Raw genomic sequence first — 17,918 nt, 5'->3', positions numbered from 1 at the left:
GAGAAATTTGCTATAATAAAGTTATGAGATTCAAACACACGAAAACTATTTTATTAATCATTACAAATCTCCTTTTATTGAGTCTTTTGTATATCGGCTATCAAAAGATTCAAAGGGTTCGTGAACAAAAAGCCTATCAGGATCAGTTTGCTAAGGTTACCCAACTTGAGAAAAGCTCTGAAAAAGGGAAAGATGTTCAAGTTCAGGAAGGGATTTTAGGAACTTCTTATGTGACAGCTTATTATCCTACTAAGGATGGACAAGCTGTTGAAATTATTAAAGAGAAGATCCAAAAAGACCTTCAGCGTCTAGGATCCGATGAGAAAACCAAAGAGCCAAAGCATTTGACCTTCTACCATAGTGAAGAAGCAGAAGCGCCTTTTGTCGGCTATCACCCTATCCAAATCAAGCGGGCGGAGTATCAGTACAAAAAAGGGAAATTCATCAAAGATGAGACGGTGAAGTTGCCCCTCTTTTACTTGGATGATGAGAACAATCCTCTGACCCTGAGCCAAGTTTTTGCGGATCCAGATGGAGCCAAACAGATCTTTTTGGAGGAATTACGAGGGAATCTAGCCTTTCGTCAGTTGGATGAGGAAAGCATTGATCAAATGGTTGCCCACTTCTCAGAGTTGGATTTGAGCCAATGGGAATTCCAATATGAAAAAGGAAATTTCACCATTCCATTTCCAACTAAGGTTAAGGGAGATGATACCTTCACTGTTCCCTTGTCTAAATTCTATGACGTGATTGATACAGAGCGCTTGCTTCCTGATGATCTAGCTTCTTATCAATCCTATATTGAAGAACGCCACCGTAAGATGATTGCTCTGACCTTTGATGATGGACCAGATCCAACCACGACTCCTCAGGCACTAGCCATCTTAAAGAAATACAATGCCAAAGCTACCTTCTTTATGGTCGGAAAAAATGTCAGTGCGAATCCCGATATTGCTAAGCAAGTCCGCAAAGAAGGTCATCAAATCGGGAACCATACCTGGGATCATCCTCAGTTGCCAAAATTGAGCTTGGATAATGCTAAAAAAGAGATCTTGGATACCCAAGAAGCTATTCAAAAAGCGACAGGTGTGCAGACCAAGATTACCCGTCCTCCGTATGGAGCTATCAATAACGCCATCCAATACGGTGTCGACCAGTCCTTCATCATGTGGGATGTAGATAGCCTAGATTGGAAGACACATAATACGACGGCCATTCTCAATGAAGTGAAGAAAGAAGTCAAACCGGGTTCGATTATCCTCATGCATGATATCCATCAAACCACGATTGACGCTCTACCGACCGTCCTTGACTACCTCAAATCACAAGGCTATACCTTTGTAACGGTGGATGAATTGTTGGATTATCAACTTGAAAGTCATCGCATTTATTACAATGGAAATTAACATAAAAATCCTCTGCAGTTCATTCACTAGCAGAGGATTTTCTTATTCATTTAAAAAGAGTTCGGAATTTTTTAAAACCAGTTCACGGACAGAAGCGTATTTTTTTAAGGATTTGAGTTCTTCTGGGTGGGTGATAAAGGTGATTACATAGCCCTCATGCCCCATTCGTCCTGTTCGACCGGCACGGTGGGTATAGGTCTCTACATCACGGGGAATATCGTAGTTAATCACACACTCAAGATGTTCAATATCGATGCCACGAGCGACTAAATCGGTGGCCAGCAAGAGGGTCAGCTGATGGTCTTTGAAGCGTTCCAGAATGACCTTGCGGTATTTGACATTGACATCACTGGCGAGAGATATGGCTTCGACCCCACGGTATTGTAGTTTTTCTTCAGCACTACCCAGATCAGACAGGCTGTTGAAAAAAGCCAGACCACGAAAATCTTCAACGTAGGCGAGTTTGCGGAGCAATTCGACCTTGTCCCGCTTATCCACTTGCATATAAAAATGTTGGATATTGTCCAAAGAAACTCCATCAACCGTAACGCGAAGAGTATTTTCCTCTAGTTGGTCTGGATCGACCTTGGCTGTGGCGCTCATATAGATATATTGGTGGTCACGGGGAGCATAGTGGCTGATCTTGTCGACGAAGTGGTACTGAGAATCGCTCAGTAATTGGTCGAATTCATCTAAAATGATAGTTTCCACATTCATCATTTTGATCTTTTTCAGCTTGATCAGTTCAAAGATCCGACCAGGCGTCCCAACCAGGATTTCGGGTCCTTTTTTGAGACGTTCGATTTGCCGTTTTTGACTAGATCCTGAAAGGAAGAGTTGTGTCTGGAGCCCGAGAGGCTCTGCCCATTGTTTGGTGACATCAAAAATTTGTCCTGCTAACTCTGTGTTAGGAGCCAAAATCAAGAGTTGTTGGGCCTTCTTCGGTTTGAGTTTGAGCAAGCTCGGAAAGAGGTAGGCGAGTGTCTTACCAGTACCGGTAGGACTGATTCCGAGGACATTTTCTCCTTCATAGATAGGGGAGAAGATCTGTTCCTGAATTTCAGTGAATGTATCAAATCCAAGTGTTTCTAACTGGTCTTTCCAGCTTTGTGGAAATTGTTCTTTCATTCTTTTTCATCCTTAAATTGTATTCCAGCGCTTTGACGCATCTGGTAGAGGGTTTCATGGACCTGCTCAGCTGTTTGTAACCATTCAAGATAAGCAGCTGGCTTTTGATGAGCGATGGCAAGGGCAAAGGCTTCCGCCTCTTCTTGCATTTGGTGTGGGCAGGACTGGATCGGAAGGTCGATGACTTCCCCAGAATGGCTGACGAAGCGAGCCTGGTTGATGGCTGCTACAGCATTGAGAGTTAGTGTTCCAGTCTTGGTGTAGATTTCAGCAGGTAGATGGCTGGTGATATTTTTCCCTGCCTGAATGGCAACCTGAAACTCTGGATAAATCAAGACACCTTGACCATAGAGATCAACCGAATTGGGTAATTGCTGAGCGGTGTAGTGGCTGGAGATCGGTTCTCCAAAGAAGCCGATCGCCAAGTAGAGGCAGTAGACTCCCAGATCCATCAAGGCTCCACCTGCATAGACATCTGAGAAAATATTGGGCATCTCACCTGCAAGAAGGGCAGGCAATTTAGAAGAATATTTGGCAAAGGTGAAGTTGGCGCCCAGTATTTCCTGGTTAGAGAGGAAGTTTTTAACTACTTGAAAGGCTTCTTCTTGGTAATTTCTGGCAGCTTCAAAGAGATAGACCTGATGCTCATTAGCGAGCTTGACCAGCTCCTTCCATTCAGAAGGGGTGGTCACAGCGGGTTTTTCAATGATGACATGCTTCTTGGCCAGAATAGCAAGCTTGGCCTGAGCGAAATGAAGAGAATTGGGGCTAGCAATGTAAATCACATCCAGCTCACTGTCTAAGAAGTCGATGAAATCCGTGTAGCAAGAGATCGCTCCATAAGGCTCACAAAACTCTTGAGCAGTCTTCATCTTTCTCGAATACACAGCCTGCAAGTGATAGTGACCTGTCTGATGAGCAGCTGTAATAAATTCGTGTGAAATCCAACTCGTACCAATAATTCCCAGCTTTAACATAAGGTGTCCTTCCGTCATCGATTCACTCTATTATACCATGAAAAGGGGGAGGGGACAGTATAAAGTAGAAAATATGCACTGATTATTGTATAATGAAGTGATATGCTTAGAAGGGAAAACAATAGGATTGAGAAATTCAGAATTATTGATCATTATTCCTGCTTATAATGAGAGTGGAAATATTGAAAAAACAATCAAGATGATTGAAGAACATACACCTGAATTTGATTATGTTATTATCAATGATTGTTCTACAGATCATACACTTGAAATTTGTCGCAAGAACAACTTTAACGTTATCGATTTACCGATTAATTTAGGAATTGGTGGTGCTGTCCAGACTGGTTATCAATATGCAGTTAAAAATGGCTATCAATATGCTGTTCAAGTGGATGGAGATGGTCAGCATAATCCTGAATTTATCAGAAAGATGCTTCAAGTCCTTCAAGAGAAGAATGTGAATATGGTGATTGGCTCTCGTTTCATTGAAAATCAAGGTTTCCAATCCTCCTTCGCGCGACGGATTGGAATTTCATTTTTTGAAAAATTAATTAAGATTTTAACTGGTCAAAAGGTAACAGATCCAACCTCAGGATTGCGGGTGGCTGATCGAAAAGTGATTGAAGAATTTGCTAAACAATATCCAAGTGATTATCCAGAACCAGAGACGATTGTGTCCCTCTTAACCTCAGGCTATTCCGTTGCAGAAGTACCGGTCTTGATGAACGAGCGAGAACACGGAGAATCATCGATTACATTCAGTAAGTCTGTTTACTATATGATCAAAGTGACAATGGCAATGCTATTGGCTAGAATTGGTGGAGGATATAAGAAATAACATGTTAAATATTTGGTTAACCCTTATTGTAATTATTTTTATTATTTATATTCTACGCCTAGTAGCAAAGAAAGTCGTTGAAATGAGAAATGTCATTTCGTGGCTTATTCTTTGTTTACTCTCGCTTCCAGTCATTTGGTTTCCTAATTTGATTGGACAGGTGTCAAAAATGTTAGGAATTCAAGTTCCAAGCAATCTAATCTTTTTCTTAGGCTTCTGTTTACTTGTCTATTTAAACTTCTCTTTAACTCGGATTACCTCAAAACAATCCGTTCAAATTCGACAATTGTCTCAGAAGATTGCATTACAGGTAAAAGAGCATGAAGAATAATCAACCTGTTTCAACGGAGAAGGTGTATTTTTGGAATCTGTTAGGGAATTTGGCATTTGCTGGATCATCTGTACTATTTACATTGATCGTTACACGCATGACCTCGCCAATGGAAGCAGATTCTTTTAGTCTTGCCTATGGGATTGCTGCGATTCTAGTAGTAGTAGGCATGTTTCAAGTTCGAAGCTACCAAGGGACAGATGTTCTCTTTAGACACTCCTTTACCAGTTACATTATTGCCAGATGTCTCTCTCTCCTACTCATGATGGCGATCTTTTTTCCTTACCTTTTTGTTTCAGGAATTGATCTACATGAGAGTTCAAAAATTACGATTATTGGCTTGTACGTTCTATTTCGTATGTGTGAGGCAATTTCAGATCTTTTCCAAGGATTGTTTCAACGTCACGAACGATTAGATATCGCTGGCAAATCAATGACCATTCGTTATTCTTTCAGCACGATTCTTTTGTTGGCATTTTTGCTTATTACAAAGTCATTAACACAATCATTGCTTTACTTAGTTGTTTTAAACTTTATCTTTGTATTTTGTTATGATTATGTAAAATCAAAAGAATTTGAAACAATTGATTTCTCAGTAAAAAATCTCAAAAGAGACCTATTTGATGCGATCACTATTTTAAAGAATTGTATTCCTCTCTTCATTAGTGGATTTTTACTAGCTTATATTTTCAATGAGCCTAGAATCGCGATTGACTCTGAAATTAGACTGGGACACTTTATTGCAGGGACACAACGGGACTTTAATATTTTGTTTATGCCTGTGTTTTTTATGAGTCTCTTTATTTTAATTCTTAGACCCTTAACAACGCAATTAGCGATCTTATGGAAGAATAAAGAATTGAAAAAATTTGATGCCATCATTGCGAAGATGTTTGTCATTGTTTTGGGTGTCGGCTTGGTATTAACTGTGCTAGCTTATTTGATCGGGACGCCGATATTAAGTCTTGTTTTTGGTTTACCTTTAAACCAGCATAGTACTACTCTAGCCATCCTTGTTTTTTCTGGAATTCTGTATTCTATTGGGATTGTTTTTGGGGATGTCATGACGGTTATTCGAAAACAAACGTATCTATTGCCTGTGTATTTATTCATGTTTATAGCTTCCAAATTGACAAATAATGATTTGGTACAAAAAATGGGACTTCTAGGTGCGTCTTTAAGCTTTTTCATCGTGATGTCTGTTTATTTTAGTGGAAGTTTACTTGCTTATTTTATTGCAAGAAAAATAGAAAGGAAGGACTATGCTCATTAATCAACAACATACGTGGGTGATTTGTGCTTATGGTGAGAGCGAATACTTGGAAGCTTGTATTCAATCCTTGAAGAATCAAACTCTCCAATCACAGATTATCTGTTACAGTTCAACACCACTGGATTCGATCAAGGAACTTTGTCAGCGTTATGCTATTCCATTTTACACCAAGCAAGGTGGTGGGATTGGTAAGGATTGGAACAATGCCATGTCTTTTGTAGAGACGAAGTATGCTACCATCGCCCATCAGGATGATTATTATGAGCCGGACTATGCTGAGAAAGTTTTGGCTAAGATGGAAAAAAATCAAGATGTGTTGATTGGGTATTCTGATTATTTTGAAGAAAAAGATGGCCATAAAATTCCTGCGAATACAAATCTGAAGATCAAAACCTTGATGTTAAAAACCATGAATCTTTTTCCTGCTAGTCATTTTTGGCGAAACCGTGTGATGGCTTTTGGGAATCCGATTTGTTGTCCAGCTGTTACCTATAATCGTGAAAATTTGAAGAATTTCTATTTTGATGAAGGAATGAGAGTGAGTTTGGATTGGTACGCATGGTATAAGATCAGCGAGTATAAAGGTCGTTTCGCTTATGTATCTGACAAGCTCATGTGCCACCGTATCCATGGAGAATCTGAAACATCAAAAACCATTGCAGACAACACTCGAAGTAAAGAAGATCTATACATGTACCAACTCTTCTGGCCCAAATGGATGGCCAAGTTGTTGATGAGACAATATGTGAAGAGTCAAAATTCGAATAAGTAGGAGAAACTGATGGGATATTTTGTTGATAGTTATGAGCGAAATAAAAAGTATTTAGTAACTTTCGCAGTTTTGGCCTTTTGTATTGCAGTGATTTATACAAAGCGCTTAGTAGATTTTCCTAAAATTGGTGTAGCGTTATTTGTTGTATTGGCTTTTTTCATTTTTCTTTTACCGAAGAAGAGTGTTGGGACATTCCTTGCGATGCTCATTGGTGGTCTGTCCTTTGCTTTCATTACACCCGTTTTGAATACACCAGATGAACAAGTTCACCTTTCAAGAACCATTCATATTGTGGAAGGCAACGTCAATATGGGGAATAAAAACATCCATATTACGGAAGATTACTTTGATGTTTATAAGAACTTCAAAAAACCATTTACTAAATCTTCTTTATTTGAAGAAGGGCAGACGACCAAACAAGTGAAGTTTGGGAAAGAAACAGATTACAGGGCAACCAACTCATATTGGTTTATTGGTTATATCCCTCAGGCTCTTGGATTTGGGATTGGAAAATTTTTGAATTTGAGTGTAGGAGTCTCCTATTATCTTGGTCGAATTTTTAATGTCATTGCTTACTGTATTTTAGCTCTCATTACCATTAAATTAAGTGGGAAAGCGAAGCAGTTGATGACAATGGTAACAATGTTTCCAATGAACCTGGTTCTAGCTGCTTCTTATAATCAAGATAGTGTAGCCTTAGGTTTAACCTACATCATTATTGGACTGTTTTTGAATTATGTAACAGATGATGAAAAAGTAGTTAAAATAAAGGATTTATTGCTTTATGCTTTCCTTTGCGTGATCCTTGTAACAATGAAGCTTCCTTATGTCTTGCTTGTGGGATTATTGCTATTTATACCGAAAAAGAAAACGCAATGTAAAAACTACTATCTCATTTCTCTCGCTTTGATTATCTCAGTCTTTGTCTTTACGATTTTTTGGTATGTTCTTACCCAGCAAGTTCGAATTGAGAACTTTAAACTGGAGGGCGCAGATGTAAAAGGGCAAATTAGTAGCATCATTTCAAAACCTCATTGGTATCTTCCAGTGATTTTGAAGGAGATGTTATTATCAGTCAGTCATTTGAATCAACTCTATACCTTTGGTTGGTTAGATTTGTCGATGTCAGAAGTCCTTATTCCAATTTATGCTCTTTATACTTTGATTACTTTTTCAAATATTGGGAAAATCAAACTTCCTAAAGTATCAGTAGTAGGAGCAAGTTTGGTTTCTTTTGCAATTGTTGGTTTAATTTCTTTGACCTTGTATCTGACCTGGACACCAGTTGGAAATTTTGAAGTTTTAGGAGTTCAAGGCCGATATTACTTAGGTGTTGTCGCTCTTTGTCTACCAGTTATTTGTAGTTTATTTAAGCAAAGAGTTCCAGATGAACAAAAGTTCTCTGATCATTTTGTGGTACAAAGTAGTCTCATTATTTTATCTCTAACATTACTACAAACCATCTCTGTTTTATATGCTGCAGTTTAATTAAAAGACTAAAATAAGTTATCACTAGGGGAAACCCTAGTTTTTTGTTACAATAGAAAGTGAATAAGTCAAGGAGTAAGAGATGACCATATCAGTTGTAGTCCCATGTTTTAACGAAGAAGAATCCATTCCATTGTTTTATCGAGAGATGGAACGTGTTCGGATGAAAATGGGAGAAAAGTTTGAATATATTTTTATAAATGATGGCTCTTCAGATGGTACGCTATCCGTTCTTCGAAAGCTACATGTTACAGATTCAAATGTGCACTACCTTTCTTTTTCTCGAAATTTCGGGAAAGAGGCGGCGCTGTACGCTGGACTTGAACGTGCTAATGGCGAATATGTGACGGTTATGGATGTAGATTTGCAGGACCCACCGGAGTTATTGATCGAAATGAAGCAGAAGTTGGAGGAACAACCAGATCTAGACTGCGTCGGAACGAGACGCGTAACCCGTGATGGGGAACCGCCGATCCGCTCTTTCTTTGCGCGGATGTTTTATAAATTGATCAATCATATTAGCCAAGTGGAAATGGTGGACGGGGCCCGTGATTTCCGTTTGATGCGACGTCCAATGGTTGATGCTATCATGGAATTATCGGAGTACAATCGTTTCTCAAAAGGAATTTTTGCTTGGGTAGGATTTGAGACAGAATACCTCGAATATAAAAATGTAGAGCGTGTGGCAGGAGAGACGTCCTGGAATTTTTGGTCCCTCTTTAAGTATTCGATTGAAGGGATTGTCAATTTCTCGGATGCTCCATTAAACATTGCTTTTATTGGTGGACTGTTATCTTGGATTTTGGCCTTTATCATGATGATTTTGATTGTAATCCGCACCTTGGTCTTTGGGGATCCTACTTCAGGTTGGCCATCTCTTATGACAGTGATTCTTTTCCTGGGAGGGTTCCAATTATTGACCATCGGGATTTTAGGGAAATATATTGGTAAGATCTTCATGGAAACCAAGAAACGTCCAATCTATGTGATCAAAGAGAAAAGTGAAGAATGAAGAATATCCTAAGTATGAGTCTTGCTGCTAAGCAAAGGATAGATAGATTTTACGAGGGAATGGATCGGCTCCTCGATAAGATCAATCAGTTGGATATGGTAAAAGGGATCCGCAGTTATATTGACCGGCTTATAGATGTTTTCAATCAAATCAGCAATAAGTTGGTCTTTCTATTACTAACTTCCTATGCGCTCATTTTTACATTTGTATCTTTCAATCTGATCAATTTTCAAAGTCGCTCATATGACTATGTCTTCCATTTATCCCGCATTGTCGGCTTAGCAGAGTCCATTGAGCATTGGGATTTACTCCCCAATCTGAATTTTTTATTTGCATTCGGTACGGGATATGCTTCTCCTATGTTTTATGGAAATTGGCAGTTTTATCCGTCAGCCATCGTTTATATGATGACCAACGATGGAAATCTTGCTTATTCTATATTTGCATTTTTGATCACTCTTGGTACAAGCCTAACAAGTTATATTGTTGTTTCAAAAATAGTAAAAAATAAGCTGACTGGTATAGTAGTGGCCTTGACCATTCCTTGTTATTACACCTCATTTGGTTTTGGAATGACCATGGTAGTGCCACTTGTCCCAATTCTTATTTATTCTATTTATCGTGTGCTCTACTTAAACAAAAAGAACCCTCTTTATTTGGGGATTGTAGTAGCGCTTTTAATTCAAACCCATATTTTATCAACGATCATATTAGCAATTTTTTCTGCGGTATTTTTATGTTTAAATTATAAAAGGATCACACTTGAAAAGATTATCTCTTTTGTATTTTCTATCTTGTTTGCCTTATGTTTGTCGGCAGGATACATTTTTCAATATCTGGAACAGGTTTCATCACAAAAATTTTTCTTCACATGGACAGCGAGAAATTTTCCTGTCAATGTGAAAGATACTTTTTTGGTTCCTTTTCCATTTCAAGCAGATCGATATGGTTTTTATAAACCTTTCACACCATTAGAGTGGCCGATCCATCAATTCGTACAAGATGGCCTATTCTATGCGAGTATGATGGTGATCTTATTTTATCGCCGTCTAGGGAGTTTAACTAAAACCATATTTTGGACTTGTTGGATCTTATATTTTTCTGCAACGAGTCTTCTGCCTTGGAATTCCGTATTGAAATACACTTTTTTAGGGAGTATGCAGTATTCAGGGCGCCTATTGTTTTTCATTCCCCTCTTGTTCCTATTCTTTCTTGCTGTTACAAATAGAAATGGATTTTTCTCTATTGTCTTATGCCTCTTGACTTTATCTTTTTATTTCAATCATGTTGTCCCTCAATTTGATACATCTTCAAAAAACTATAAACAGATGCGGGATGATAATAAAAAGAATGAAAAATTACTTAAATCAGTATATAAAGGTGACAAATCCAAATATATTGATCCTGTAGGTGATGAATATTATAATCTTGATATCAATAACCAAGATATACGCTTACCACAATTTACAGAATTTCAAACAGCTAAGGATGTAAAAATATCAACTATTAAAAAGAGGTACAATCTTTTAGAATTTGATATAAAGGTTCCTGACGATAAAAAGGAAACTACTATCTCTATACCAATGATATGGTACAAAGGATATCGCGCAGAATATTCTAAGGGAGCAGAAGGTTCTCAACCTGTGTTGAAACAGCGTGCTTTTACCGAATCAGAATTAAAAGAAAATAAAAAAGATCGGAAACCAACTGTCTCAGAAAAAGTTTTAAATGATGGTAAAATTTATTTATCTATTCGAAATTCTGGCCATGTCAAAGTTTCTTATCACAAGACATTTATACAGTATCTTGGTTTCATAATAGAATGGATCTCTTGGATACTGGTGTTCTTCATTTTTAAACAGAAGTATTCAAAAAATAAGGAGCAATTCCCATCCTAAAAAGCAGAAAACTTCTGCTTTTTTTGCTATAATGATAGAGAAAAAGCATTCGAAAGGAACTTAACATGATTTTAATTACAGGTGCAAATGGGCAACTTGGAACAGAACTTCGCCATTTGTTGGATGAACGAAATGAAGAATATGTAGCCGTTGATGTGGCTGAAATGGATATCACAAATGCAGAAAAAGTAGACGAGGTATTCGCAGAAGTGAAACCAACCCTAGTCTACCACTGTGCTGCCTATACAGCTGTTGATGCGGCAGAAGATGAAGGAAAAGAGTTGGACTATGCTATCAACGTGACGGGTACGGAAAATGTAGCAAAAGCGTCTGAAAAACACGGTGCAACCTTAGTTTATATCTCAACGGATTACGTTTTTGATGGGAATAAACCGGTGGGACAAGAATGGGAAGTAGACGATCAACCAGATCCTCAAACTGAGTACGGTCGTACCAAACGTATGGGGGAAGAATTGGTTGAGAAGCATGTTTCTAACTTCTATATCATCCGTACAGCTTGGGTCTTCGGGAACTACGGTAAGAACTTTGTCTTCACCATGCAAAATCTTGCGAAGACTCACAAAACACTTACAGTCGTCAACGACCAACATGGTCGTCCAACCTGGACCCGTACTCTTGCAGAGTTTATGACTTATTTGGCTGAAAACCGTAAGGAATATGGTTATTACCACTTGTCAAATGATGCAGCAGAAGATACAACTTGGTATGACTTTGCAGTTGAAATCCTCAAAGATACGGATGTAGAAGTGAAGCCAGTGGATTCCAGCCAATTTCCAGCTAAGGCAAAACGTCCTCTCAACTCAACGATGAGCTTGGCTAAGGCTAAGGCTACAGGATTCGTTATTCCAACTTGGAAAGATGCTTTGAAAGAATTTTATAAACAAGAAGTGAAATAAGAACAAATAGAAGCGGCCCTCAAGGGTCGCTTTTCTGTTTGGATTAGGCAAAAAGCCTAGAAAATGGTATAATTGAATAGACTGTGAATGATTTGAAAGGGAACTCTATGCAACATGTTTTTATTATCGGAAGTCGTGGGCTTCCGGCTCAATATGGCGGTTTTGAGACTTTTGTGGACCAATTGGTTTCGCATCAAGTGTCTTCAGATATCCAGTATCATGTTGCCTGCCTTTCTAATGATCAAGCTTATTATCATTTTGACTATAAGGGTGTCGATTGTTTTACGATTAAAGCTCCCAAGCTTGGGCCTGCGCGTGTCATCGCCTATGATATGATGGCCATCAACTATGCCTTGAAGCTTATTAAGAAACAAGGAATTGAACAGCCGATTTTTTACGTCTTGGGCAATACAATCGGAGCCTTTGTGGCGCCTTTTGCGCGTAAGATCCATAAGATGGGTGGACGATTCTATATCAATCCAGATGGACTGGAGTGGAAGCGGGCCAAGTGGGCTAAACCAATTCAAGCCTATCTCAAGTATTCTGAAAAAATCATGACACGCCACGCTGACTTGGTAATTTCAGACAACCCAGGTATTGAGTCCTATATCAAGGAAGCCTATCCTTGGTCCAAGACGACCTATATTGCCTACGGAACGGACTTATCTCCTACTAGCCTAAATAGTCAGGATAATAAGGCCCGAGAATTCTATCACAAGTGGCAGACACAGGAGAAGAACTATTACTTGATCTTGGGTCGTTTTGTCCCAGAAAACAATTACGAGACCGCCATTCGTGAATTTATGGCCTCTTCTACCAAGCGGGATTTGGTGATCATTTGTAACCAGGAAGGCAATCCTTATTTTGAGGAGCTCCGAGCTCGGACTGGATTTGATCAGGATCCACGCGTCAAGTTTGTAGGAACGGTCTATGATCAAGACCTATTGAAATATATCCGTAAAGAAGCCTTTGCCTATATCCATGGTCATGAAGTGGGCGGAACCAATCCTGGTCTCCTAGAGGCTCTTGCCCAGACGGATCTGAATTTAGTTTTAGGAGTCTCCTTTAACCAAACGGTCGCTAAGGATTCGGCTCAATATTGGACTAAAGAAACTGGGAATTTAGCGCATTTGATTGACCAGGTAGATTCTTTAGAAGATGTATCTGAATGGGGTCAACGTGCCAAGGCCAATATGAAACAAAACTTTACCTGGGAAAAAATTGTAGGTGAGTACGAGGAATTATTCTTATCATGAAAGTAAATATCTTGTTGTCCACCTATAATGGTGAACAGTATCTAAAAGAGCAGGTCAAAAGTATCCAAGACCAGACCTATCAAGACTGGCAACTCTTGATCCGAGATGATGGATCGACAGATGGTACGGTGGAGATCATTCAAGAGTTGGTGGCCCAGGATGAGCGCATTCGCTTTATCAACCAAGGAGCTATCGAAAATCTCGGTGTTATCAAGAGCTTCCATGCCCTCTTGAAGTATGAGAAAGCAGATCTTTATTGCTTCAGTGACCAAGATGATGTCTGGCTTCCTGAAAAAATTGCTCTTCAAGTAGCAGAAGCCGAGAAGCATCCTCAAGAAGTGCCTTTGCTGGTCTACACAGATTTAAAAGTGGTCGATGAAAACTTGAATGTGCAGCATGAGAGTATGATTCGCACCCAGTCTGATTATGCCAATACCGAACTGATTCAAGAGTTGACGGAAAATACGGTAACTGGCGGAGTTGCCATGATTAACCACGCTCTGGCTGACTTATGGACAGGTCAAGAAAAACATGCGCTCCTTATGCATGATTGGTATTTGGCCTTGTTGGCAACTGCCTTTGGGAAGCTCATCTATATCGATCAACCAACAGAATTGTACCGTCAGCACAGTAGCAATGTTCTGGGTGCTCGAACCCTCAGAAAACGGGTTAAAAATTGGATCCGACCCCATGTGCTGTTTGCCAAGTATTGGAATCTCATAGAGTCTAGTCAAGAACAAGCAAAAAATCTATTGGATCTGCCTGTCAGTTCCCAAACTAAAGAAATTATTGAAAACTTTGTCACCATTATGGATGTTCCACTAAAAGAACGTCTGAGACGGATTCGTCAGTATGGTTACCGGAAGAACCGAGCCTTTCATACGGTTGTGTTTACCAGCTTGATTCTGACAAAGTTTGCATATCGAGGTAAAAAATAATGTTTGACGTTTTTAGTCAGAAAAATCGAATTTTATTACGAGAGTTAATCAAAACAGACTTTAAATTACGCTACCAGGGATCAGCAATCGGTTATCTTTGGTCGATTTTAAAGCCCCTGATGACTTTTACGATCATGTATATTGTCTTCATCCGATTCTTACGCTTGGGTGGAGATGTGCCCCATTTCCCAGTTGCCCTCTTGTTGGCCAATGTAATCTGGGGCTTCTTTTCAGAAGCCACATCTATGGGGATGGTGTCGATCGTTAGTCGAGGCGACTTGTTGCGAAAATTGAACTTCTCCAAACACATCATTGTCTTGTCTGCGATTTCAGGAGCAGCCATCAACTTTGTTATCAACCTTGTAGTGGTCTTGATTTTTTCATTCTTCAATGGGGTGACATTCTCTTGGACAGCCTTGATGGTCATTCCGCTATTCTTTGAGTTATTCTTGATGGCGACAGGATGCGCACTGATCTTAGCGACATTTTTTGTTCGTTTCCGTGACTTAGGTCAAGTATGGGAAGTACTCCTGCAAGCAGGCCTATATGCGACGCCAATTATCTATCCGATTACCTTTATTGCAGACCGCAATCCATGGGCGGCTAAGTTGGTCATGATGAATCCTTTGGCTCAAATTATTCAAGACATGCGTTATTTCTTGATTGATAAGGCCAACACCCCTGTCTGGCTTTTGGTGGAAAATAAGTTCTTGGTTCTGATTCCTTATGTCTTGCCAATTCTTATTTTTGTTGCTGGCTTTGCTTACTTTAACAAACATGCTAAGAAATTTGCGGAGATTCTCTAATGACAGATAAACAAATTGCAGTAAAAGTAGACCATGTCAGCAAGTACTTTAAGTTGCCAACAGAGGCAACCAATAGCCTTCGAACTGCCCTGGTCAATCGCTTCAAAGGAATCAAAGGATACAAAGAACAACATGTTCTTAAGGATATTTCTTTTGAAGTAGAAAAAGGAGACTTTTTCGGGATCCTCGGAAGAAATGGTTCTGGAAAATCGACTCTCTTGAAAATTATTTCTGAAATCTATGTGCCAGAAAAAGGAACCGTCACTATTGATGGGAAACTGGTGTCCTTTATTGAGCTTGGAGTGGGCTTTAACCCAGAACTGACAGGTCGAGAAAATGTCTATATGAACGGGGCTATGCTAGGCTTCTCAACAGCTGAAATTGATGCCATGTATGATGATATCGTAGACTTTGCTGAGTTGCATGAATTCATGAACCAAAAGCTTAAGAACTACTCATCAGGCATGCAGGTTCGTCTAGCCTTTTCGGTTGCCATTAAGGCCCAAGGCGATATCTTGATTTTGGACGAGGTCCTAGCAGTAGGAGATGAGGCCTTCCAGCGAAAGTGTAACGATTACTTCCAAGAACGCAAGAAATCAGGGAAAACCACGATTCTGGTTACCCATGATATGGGAGCCGTCAAGAAATATTGTAACAAGGCTGTTTTGATTGAAAATGGCTTGGTGAAGGCCATTGGGGATCCTTTTGACGTTTCTGATCAATATAGTTTTGACAACTTGGAATCGAATTCACATCATCATGGAGATGAAAATGAGGGCCTGGTCACAACGGTAGTTGAAGATTTTACAGCTAGATTGCTTTCTCCTAAGAAAGTAACTCCTGATGATGAGGTGGTGATTGAGTTTTCATTTAATCTACTAGATGAGTCTGTGAATCCTCATATAGCCTTTTCATTTGTTGATATTTCTACTGGGAATGGACTGTATAACGATAATTCCATGGATGTTCCATTATCTGGTGTCGGACCTAAAAAAATCACTTATAAATGTAAGTTGCCGTACTTTAATCATGTGAAGTTAAGACTAGTAGCATTTTTAAGAGATGAAAATCAAGAAAACTTAGCAATATTATCGACAACGAACCCTCCCGTCTTTTCAATTGATCGGGTTGTGGATCGAACAAATCGTTCAGAATTGGATTCTTCGACTGGTTTGTTGATCCGTCAAGGTAAGTGGGAATAATTTCTTTGGTGTAGGCTATGAAAATTTTATTTGTTTCTCCTGTTGGAGCCATGTTTAGTGGAGCAGAAGTATCAATTCTGAATCTAATGAAGTTATTAGTTCAAGAAGGTCACGAAGTTTATAATGTGATACCGGATAATGCTCCACACATTGATAAAGACTATCTCCGTCATATGGATACAACTGGAATTAAACTATTTCAGTTAAAAACCAATCAGTGGTGGTGGCCTGAGTCTAAGACGCTGAACATTTCAGAGTTAGAAATCCAAGCTTCTCAACAAAAGAATATTGAGGAAGTAAGAGAAATTATCCGGAATGAACAGATCGAACTGGTTATTTCGAATACAGTCAATGTGTTTCAGGGGGCATTTGCAGCTGCGTGTGAAAAGGCCAGACATTTTTATATTATTCATGAATTTCCTTTTGGCGAGTTCGGTTATTATAAGGACCTGATTCCCTTAATTGATGATTTGTCTGATAAAATTTTTGTAGTAGAAGGGGAATTGTATCACACTCTAACGAATTATTTTACGACTGATAAATTGATTCCGTTTATCCCCTATACAGAAGTTCAAGAGCGACCTCTTAAGAATTCTACTGTTTCTCGTTTTGTATCAATCGGTGGAATTAATGAACGAAAAAATCAGCTTGAGTTGCTTGCAGCCTATAATGGTTTAAATCGGAAAGATATCGAACTGGTTTTTATCGGAGGATGGGATGAGCAGTACAAAAAGTTGATGGATGACTATATTCAAACGCATCATCTAGATCGTGTGACTTTTGTTGGTTTTCACTCGGATCCATGGTCCTTGGTGACAGATAAAGATATCCTCGTCTTGCCTGCTAAATTAGAAACATTTTCTTTAGTATTTGTGGAATCAGTCCTCAATGGAGTTCCGGCAATCATTTCCGATAATTTAGGTCATTTGTCTTCGAGTAAATTTTTAGAATCTGGGAATTTATATCCACTAGGAGATAGAGATCTGCTAAGTCAACAAATGGCTACAGTGATTGAGAATTTTGATAGCTATAAAGAAAAACAATTACTGGATCAAGAACTCGCTCGAAAGAAATATAATCTTGAGACGATCTATGCTGTTTTTAAAGATAACATTGAAGTAGAAACGCCAATTGGTAACCAAAAGCTTTCCTCTAAGTATGCTCGATTTTTGGGGATGAAATTCAATAATCGTGATCTCGAAGTAATTGGTAAATCTCAGGTGGTGATTTCAGCTTCTAACGATGGACTTCACTCAGCCTACCATGAAATAACAAAAGAGAGAATGGAAAATAAGGGCTCTATTATCTTCAAGCTTGAAAAGGAAAAGAGTCTAAAAATATTACTTTCAGAATTTCCGGGATCCTATAAAAAATTGTCATTGATTGCATTGGAGGATCAAAGAGAAATTCCTCTTGTAACTTCAAACGGAATTGATTTCGAGGATGTTTTGGTTTTCTTTAATACCCATCCACATATTCTGTTTGATCTTTCGAATAGTTCAGGTAATCAATTTCAATTCTCCTATGAAAAAGAAAGTGACGAAGAATTTAGCAGACACCTATTCAACTTACATGAGAATCATAAAAAATTATCTCATGAATACAATTCCATCATCCATTCTCGCCGTTGGACTATTCCAACAAAGATCTTGAAATTCTTTAGAATAAGGAAATAA

At 38.9% G+C, this 17,918-nt stretch carries 16 protein-coding genes; 14 read left to right on the top strand and 2 right to left on the bottom strand.

What is annotated here, in order from left to right:
- The first annotated feature begins 23 nt into the window (after positions 1-23).
- Entirely contained in the window at positions 24-1,406 is a 1,383-nt protein-coding gene (locus NML76_RS02520; RefSeq protein WP_254732589.1) for a polysaccharide deacetylase family protein, read from the top strand.
- A gap of 42 nt (positions 1,407-1,448) precedes the next feature.
- Here NML76_RS02520 and NML76_RS02515 read toward each other — a convergent pair whose 3' ends face one another.
- Positions 1,449-2,534: a DEAD/DEAH box helicase gene (locus NML76_RS02515; RefSeq protein ID WP_254732588.1), complete on the bottom strand. Its 1,086-nt coding sequence runs from the start codon at positions 2,532-2,534 to the stop codon at positions 1,449-1,451.
- A complete protein-coding gene (locus NML76_RS02510; RefSeq protein ID WP_254732587.1) occupies positions 2,531-3,511 on the bottom strand; it encodes a Gfo/Idh/MocA family protein in 981 nt (326 codons plus the stop codon). The genes NML76_RS02515 and NML76_RS02510 overlap by 4 nt, the downstream gene beginning before the upstream one ends.
- Positions 3,512-3,638: 127 nt before the next feature.
- On the opposite strand from NML76_RS02510, the gene NML76_RS02505 reads away from it, so the two are divergent.
- The 13 genes from NML76_RS02505 (at position 3,639) to NML76_RS02445 (ending at position 17,918) form a co-directional block, all read left to right on the top strand.
- Positions 3,639-4,349: a glycosyltransferase family 2 protein gene (locus NML76_RS02505; RefSeq protein WP_287294608.1), complete on the top strand. Its 711-nt coding sequence runs from the start codon at positions 3,639-3,641 to the stop codon at positions 4,347-4,349.
- Between the two features lies 1 nt (position 4,350).
- Positions 4,351-4,680, top strand: a complete 330-nt coding sequence (locus NML76_RS02500; RefSeq protein WP_254732586.1) for a DUF2304 domain-containing protein — start codon at positions 4,351-4,353, stop codon at positions 4,678-4,680.
- Entirely contained in the window at positions 4,670-5,953 is a 1,284-nt protein-coding gene (locus tag NML76_RS02495; protein ID WP_254732585.1) for a lipopolysaccharide biosynthesis protein, read from the top strand. Before NML76_RS02500 ends, NML76_RS02495 begins: the two co-directional genes overlap by 11 nt.
- Positions 5,949-6,725, top strand: a complete 777-nt coding sequence (locus tag NML76_RS02490) for a glycosyltransferase family 2 protein (RefSeq protein WP_125826376.1) — start codon at positions 5,949-5,951, stop codon at positions 6,723-6,725. The genes NML76_RS02495 and NML76_RS02490 overlap by 5 nt, the downstream gene beginning before the upstream one ends.
- Positions 6,726-6,734: 9 nt before the next feature.
- A complete protein-coding gene (locus NML76_RS02485; RefSeq protein ID WP_254732584.1) occupies positions 6,735-8,213 on the top strand; it encodes a DUF2142 domain-containing protein in 1,479 nt (492 codons plus the stop codon).
- Between the two features lie 82 nt (positions 8,214-8,295).
- Positions 8,296-9,225, top strand: a complete 930-nt coding sequence (locus NML76_RS02480) for a glycosyltransferase family 2 protein (protein WP_155169001.1) — start codon at positions 8,296-8,298, stop codon at positions 9,223-9,225.
- Entirely contained in the window at positions 9,222-11,123 is a 1,902-nt protein-coding gene (locus NML76_RS02475) for a hypothetical protein (protein WP_254732583.1), read from the top strand. The genes NML76_RS02480 and NML76_RS02475 overlap by 4 nt, the downstream gene beginning before the upstream one ends.
- Before the next feature lie 65 nt (positions 11,124-11,188).
- Entirely contained in the window at positions 11,189-12,040 is an 852-nt protein-coding gene (gene rfbD, locus NML76_RS02470; RefSeq protein ID WP_070465686.1) for a dTDP-4-dehydrorhamnose reductase, read from the top strand.
- Between the two features lie 107 nt (positions 12,041-12,147).
- Positions 12,148-13,296: a beta 1-4 rhamnosyltransferase Cps2T gene (gene cps2T, locus NML76_RS02465; RefSeq protein ID WP_195323799.1), complete on the top strand. Its 1,149-nt coding sequence runs from the start codon at positions 12,148-12,150 to the stop codon at positions 13,294-13,296.
- On the top strand, positions 13,293-14,234 hold the full coding sequence (locus tag NML76_RS02460; protein WP_070465692.1) for a glycosyltransferase family 2 protein: 942 nt from the start codon (positions 13,293-13,295) through the stop codon (positions 14,232-14,234). The genes cps2T and NML76_RS02460 overlap by 4 nt, the downstream gene beginning before the upstream one ends.
- A complete protein-coding gene (locus tag NML76_RS02455) occupies positions 14,234-15,040 on the top strand; it encodes an ABC transporter permease (RefSeq protein WP_003003247.1) in 807 nt (268 codons plus the stop codon). Before NML76_RS02460 ends, NML76_RS02455 begins: the two co-directional genes overlap by 1 nt.
- Entirely contained in the window at positions 15,040-16,242 is a 1,203-nt protein-coding gene (locus NML76_RS02450) for an ABC transporter ATP-binding protein (protein ID WP_254732582.1), read from the top strand. The genes NML76_RS02455 and NML76_RS02450 overlap by 1 nt, the downstream gene beginning before the upstream one ends.
- A gap of 17 nt (positions 16,243-16,259) precedes the next feature.
- Entirely contained in the window at positions 16,260-17,918 is a 1,659-nt protein-coding gene (locus NML76_RS02445; RefSeq protein ID WP_254732581.1) for a glycosyltransferase family 4 protein, read from the top strand.

It is taken from the genome of Streptococcus sp. CF8_Ac1-9 (assembly GCF_024295565.1).
Taxonomy (GTDB): Bacteria; Bacillota; Bacilli; order Lactobacillales; family Streptococcaceae; genus Streptococcus; species Streptococcus parasanguinis_X.
This window is presented reverse-complemented; position numbering and strand designations above follow the sequence as displayed.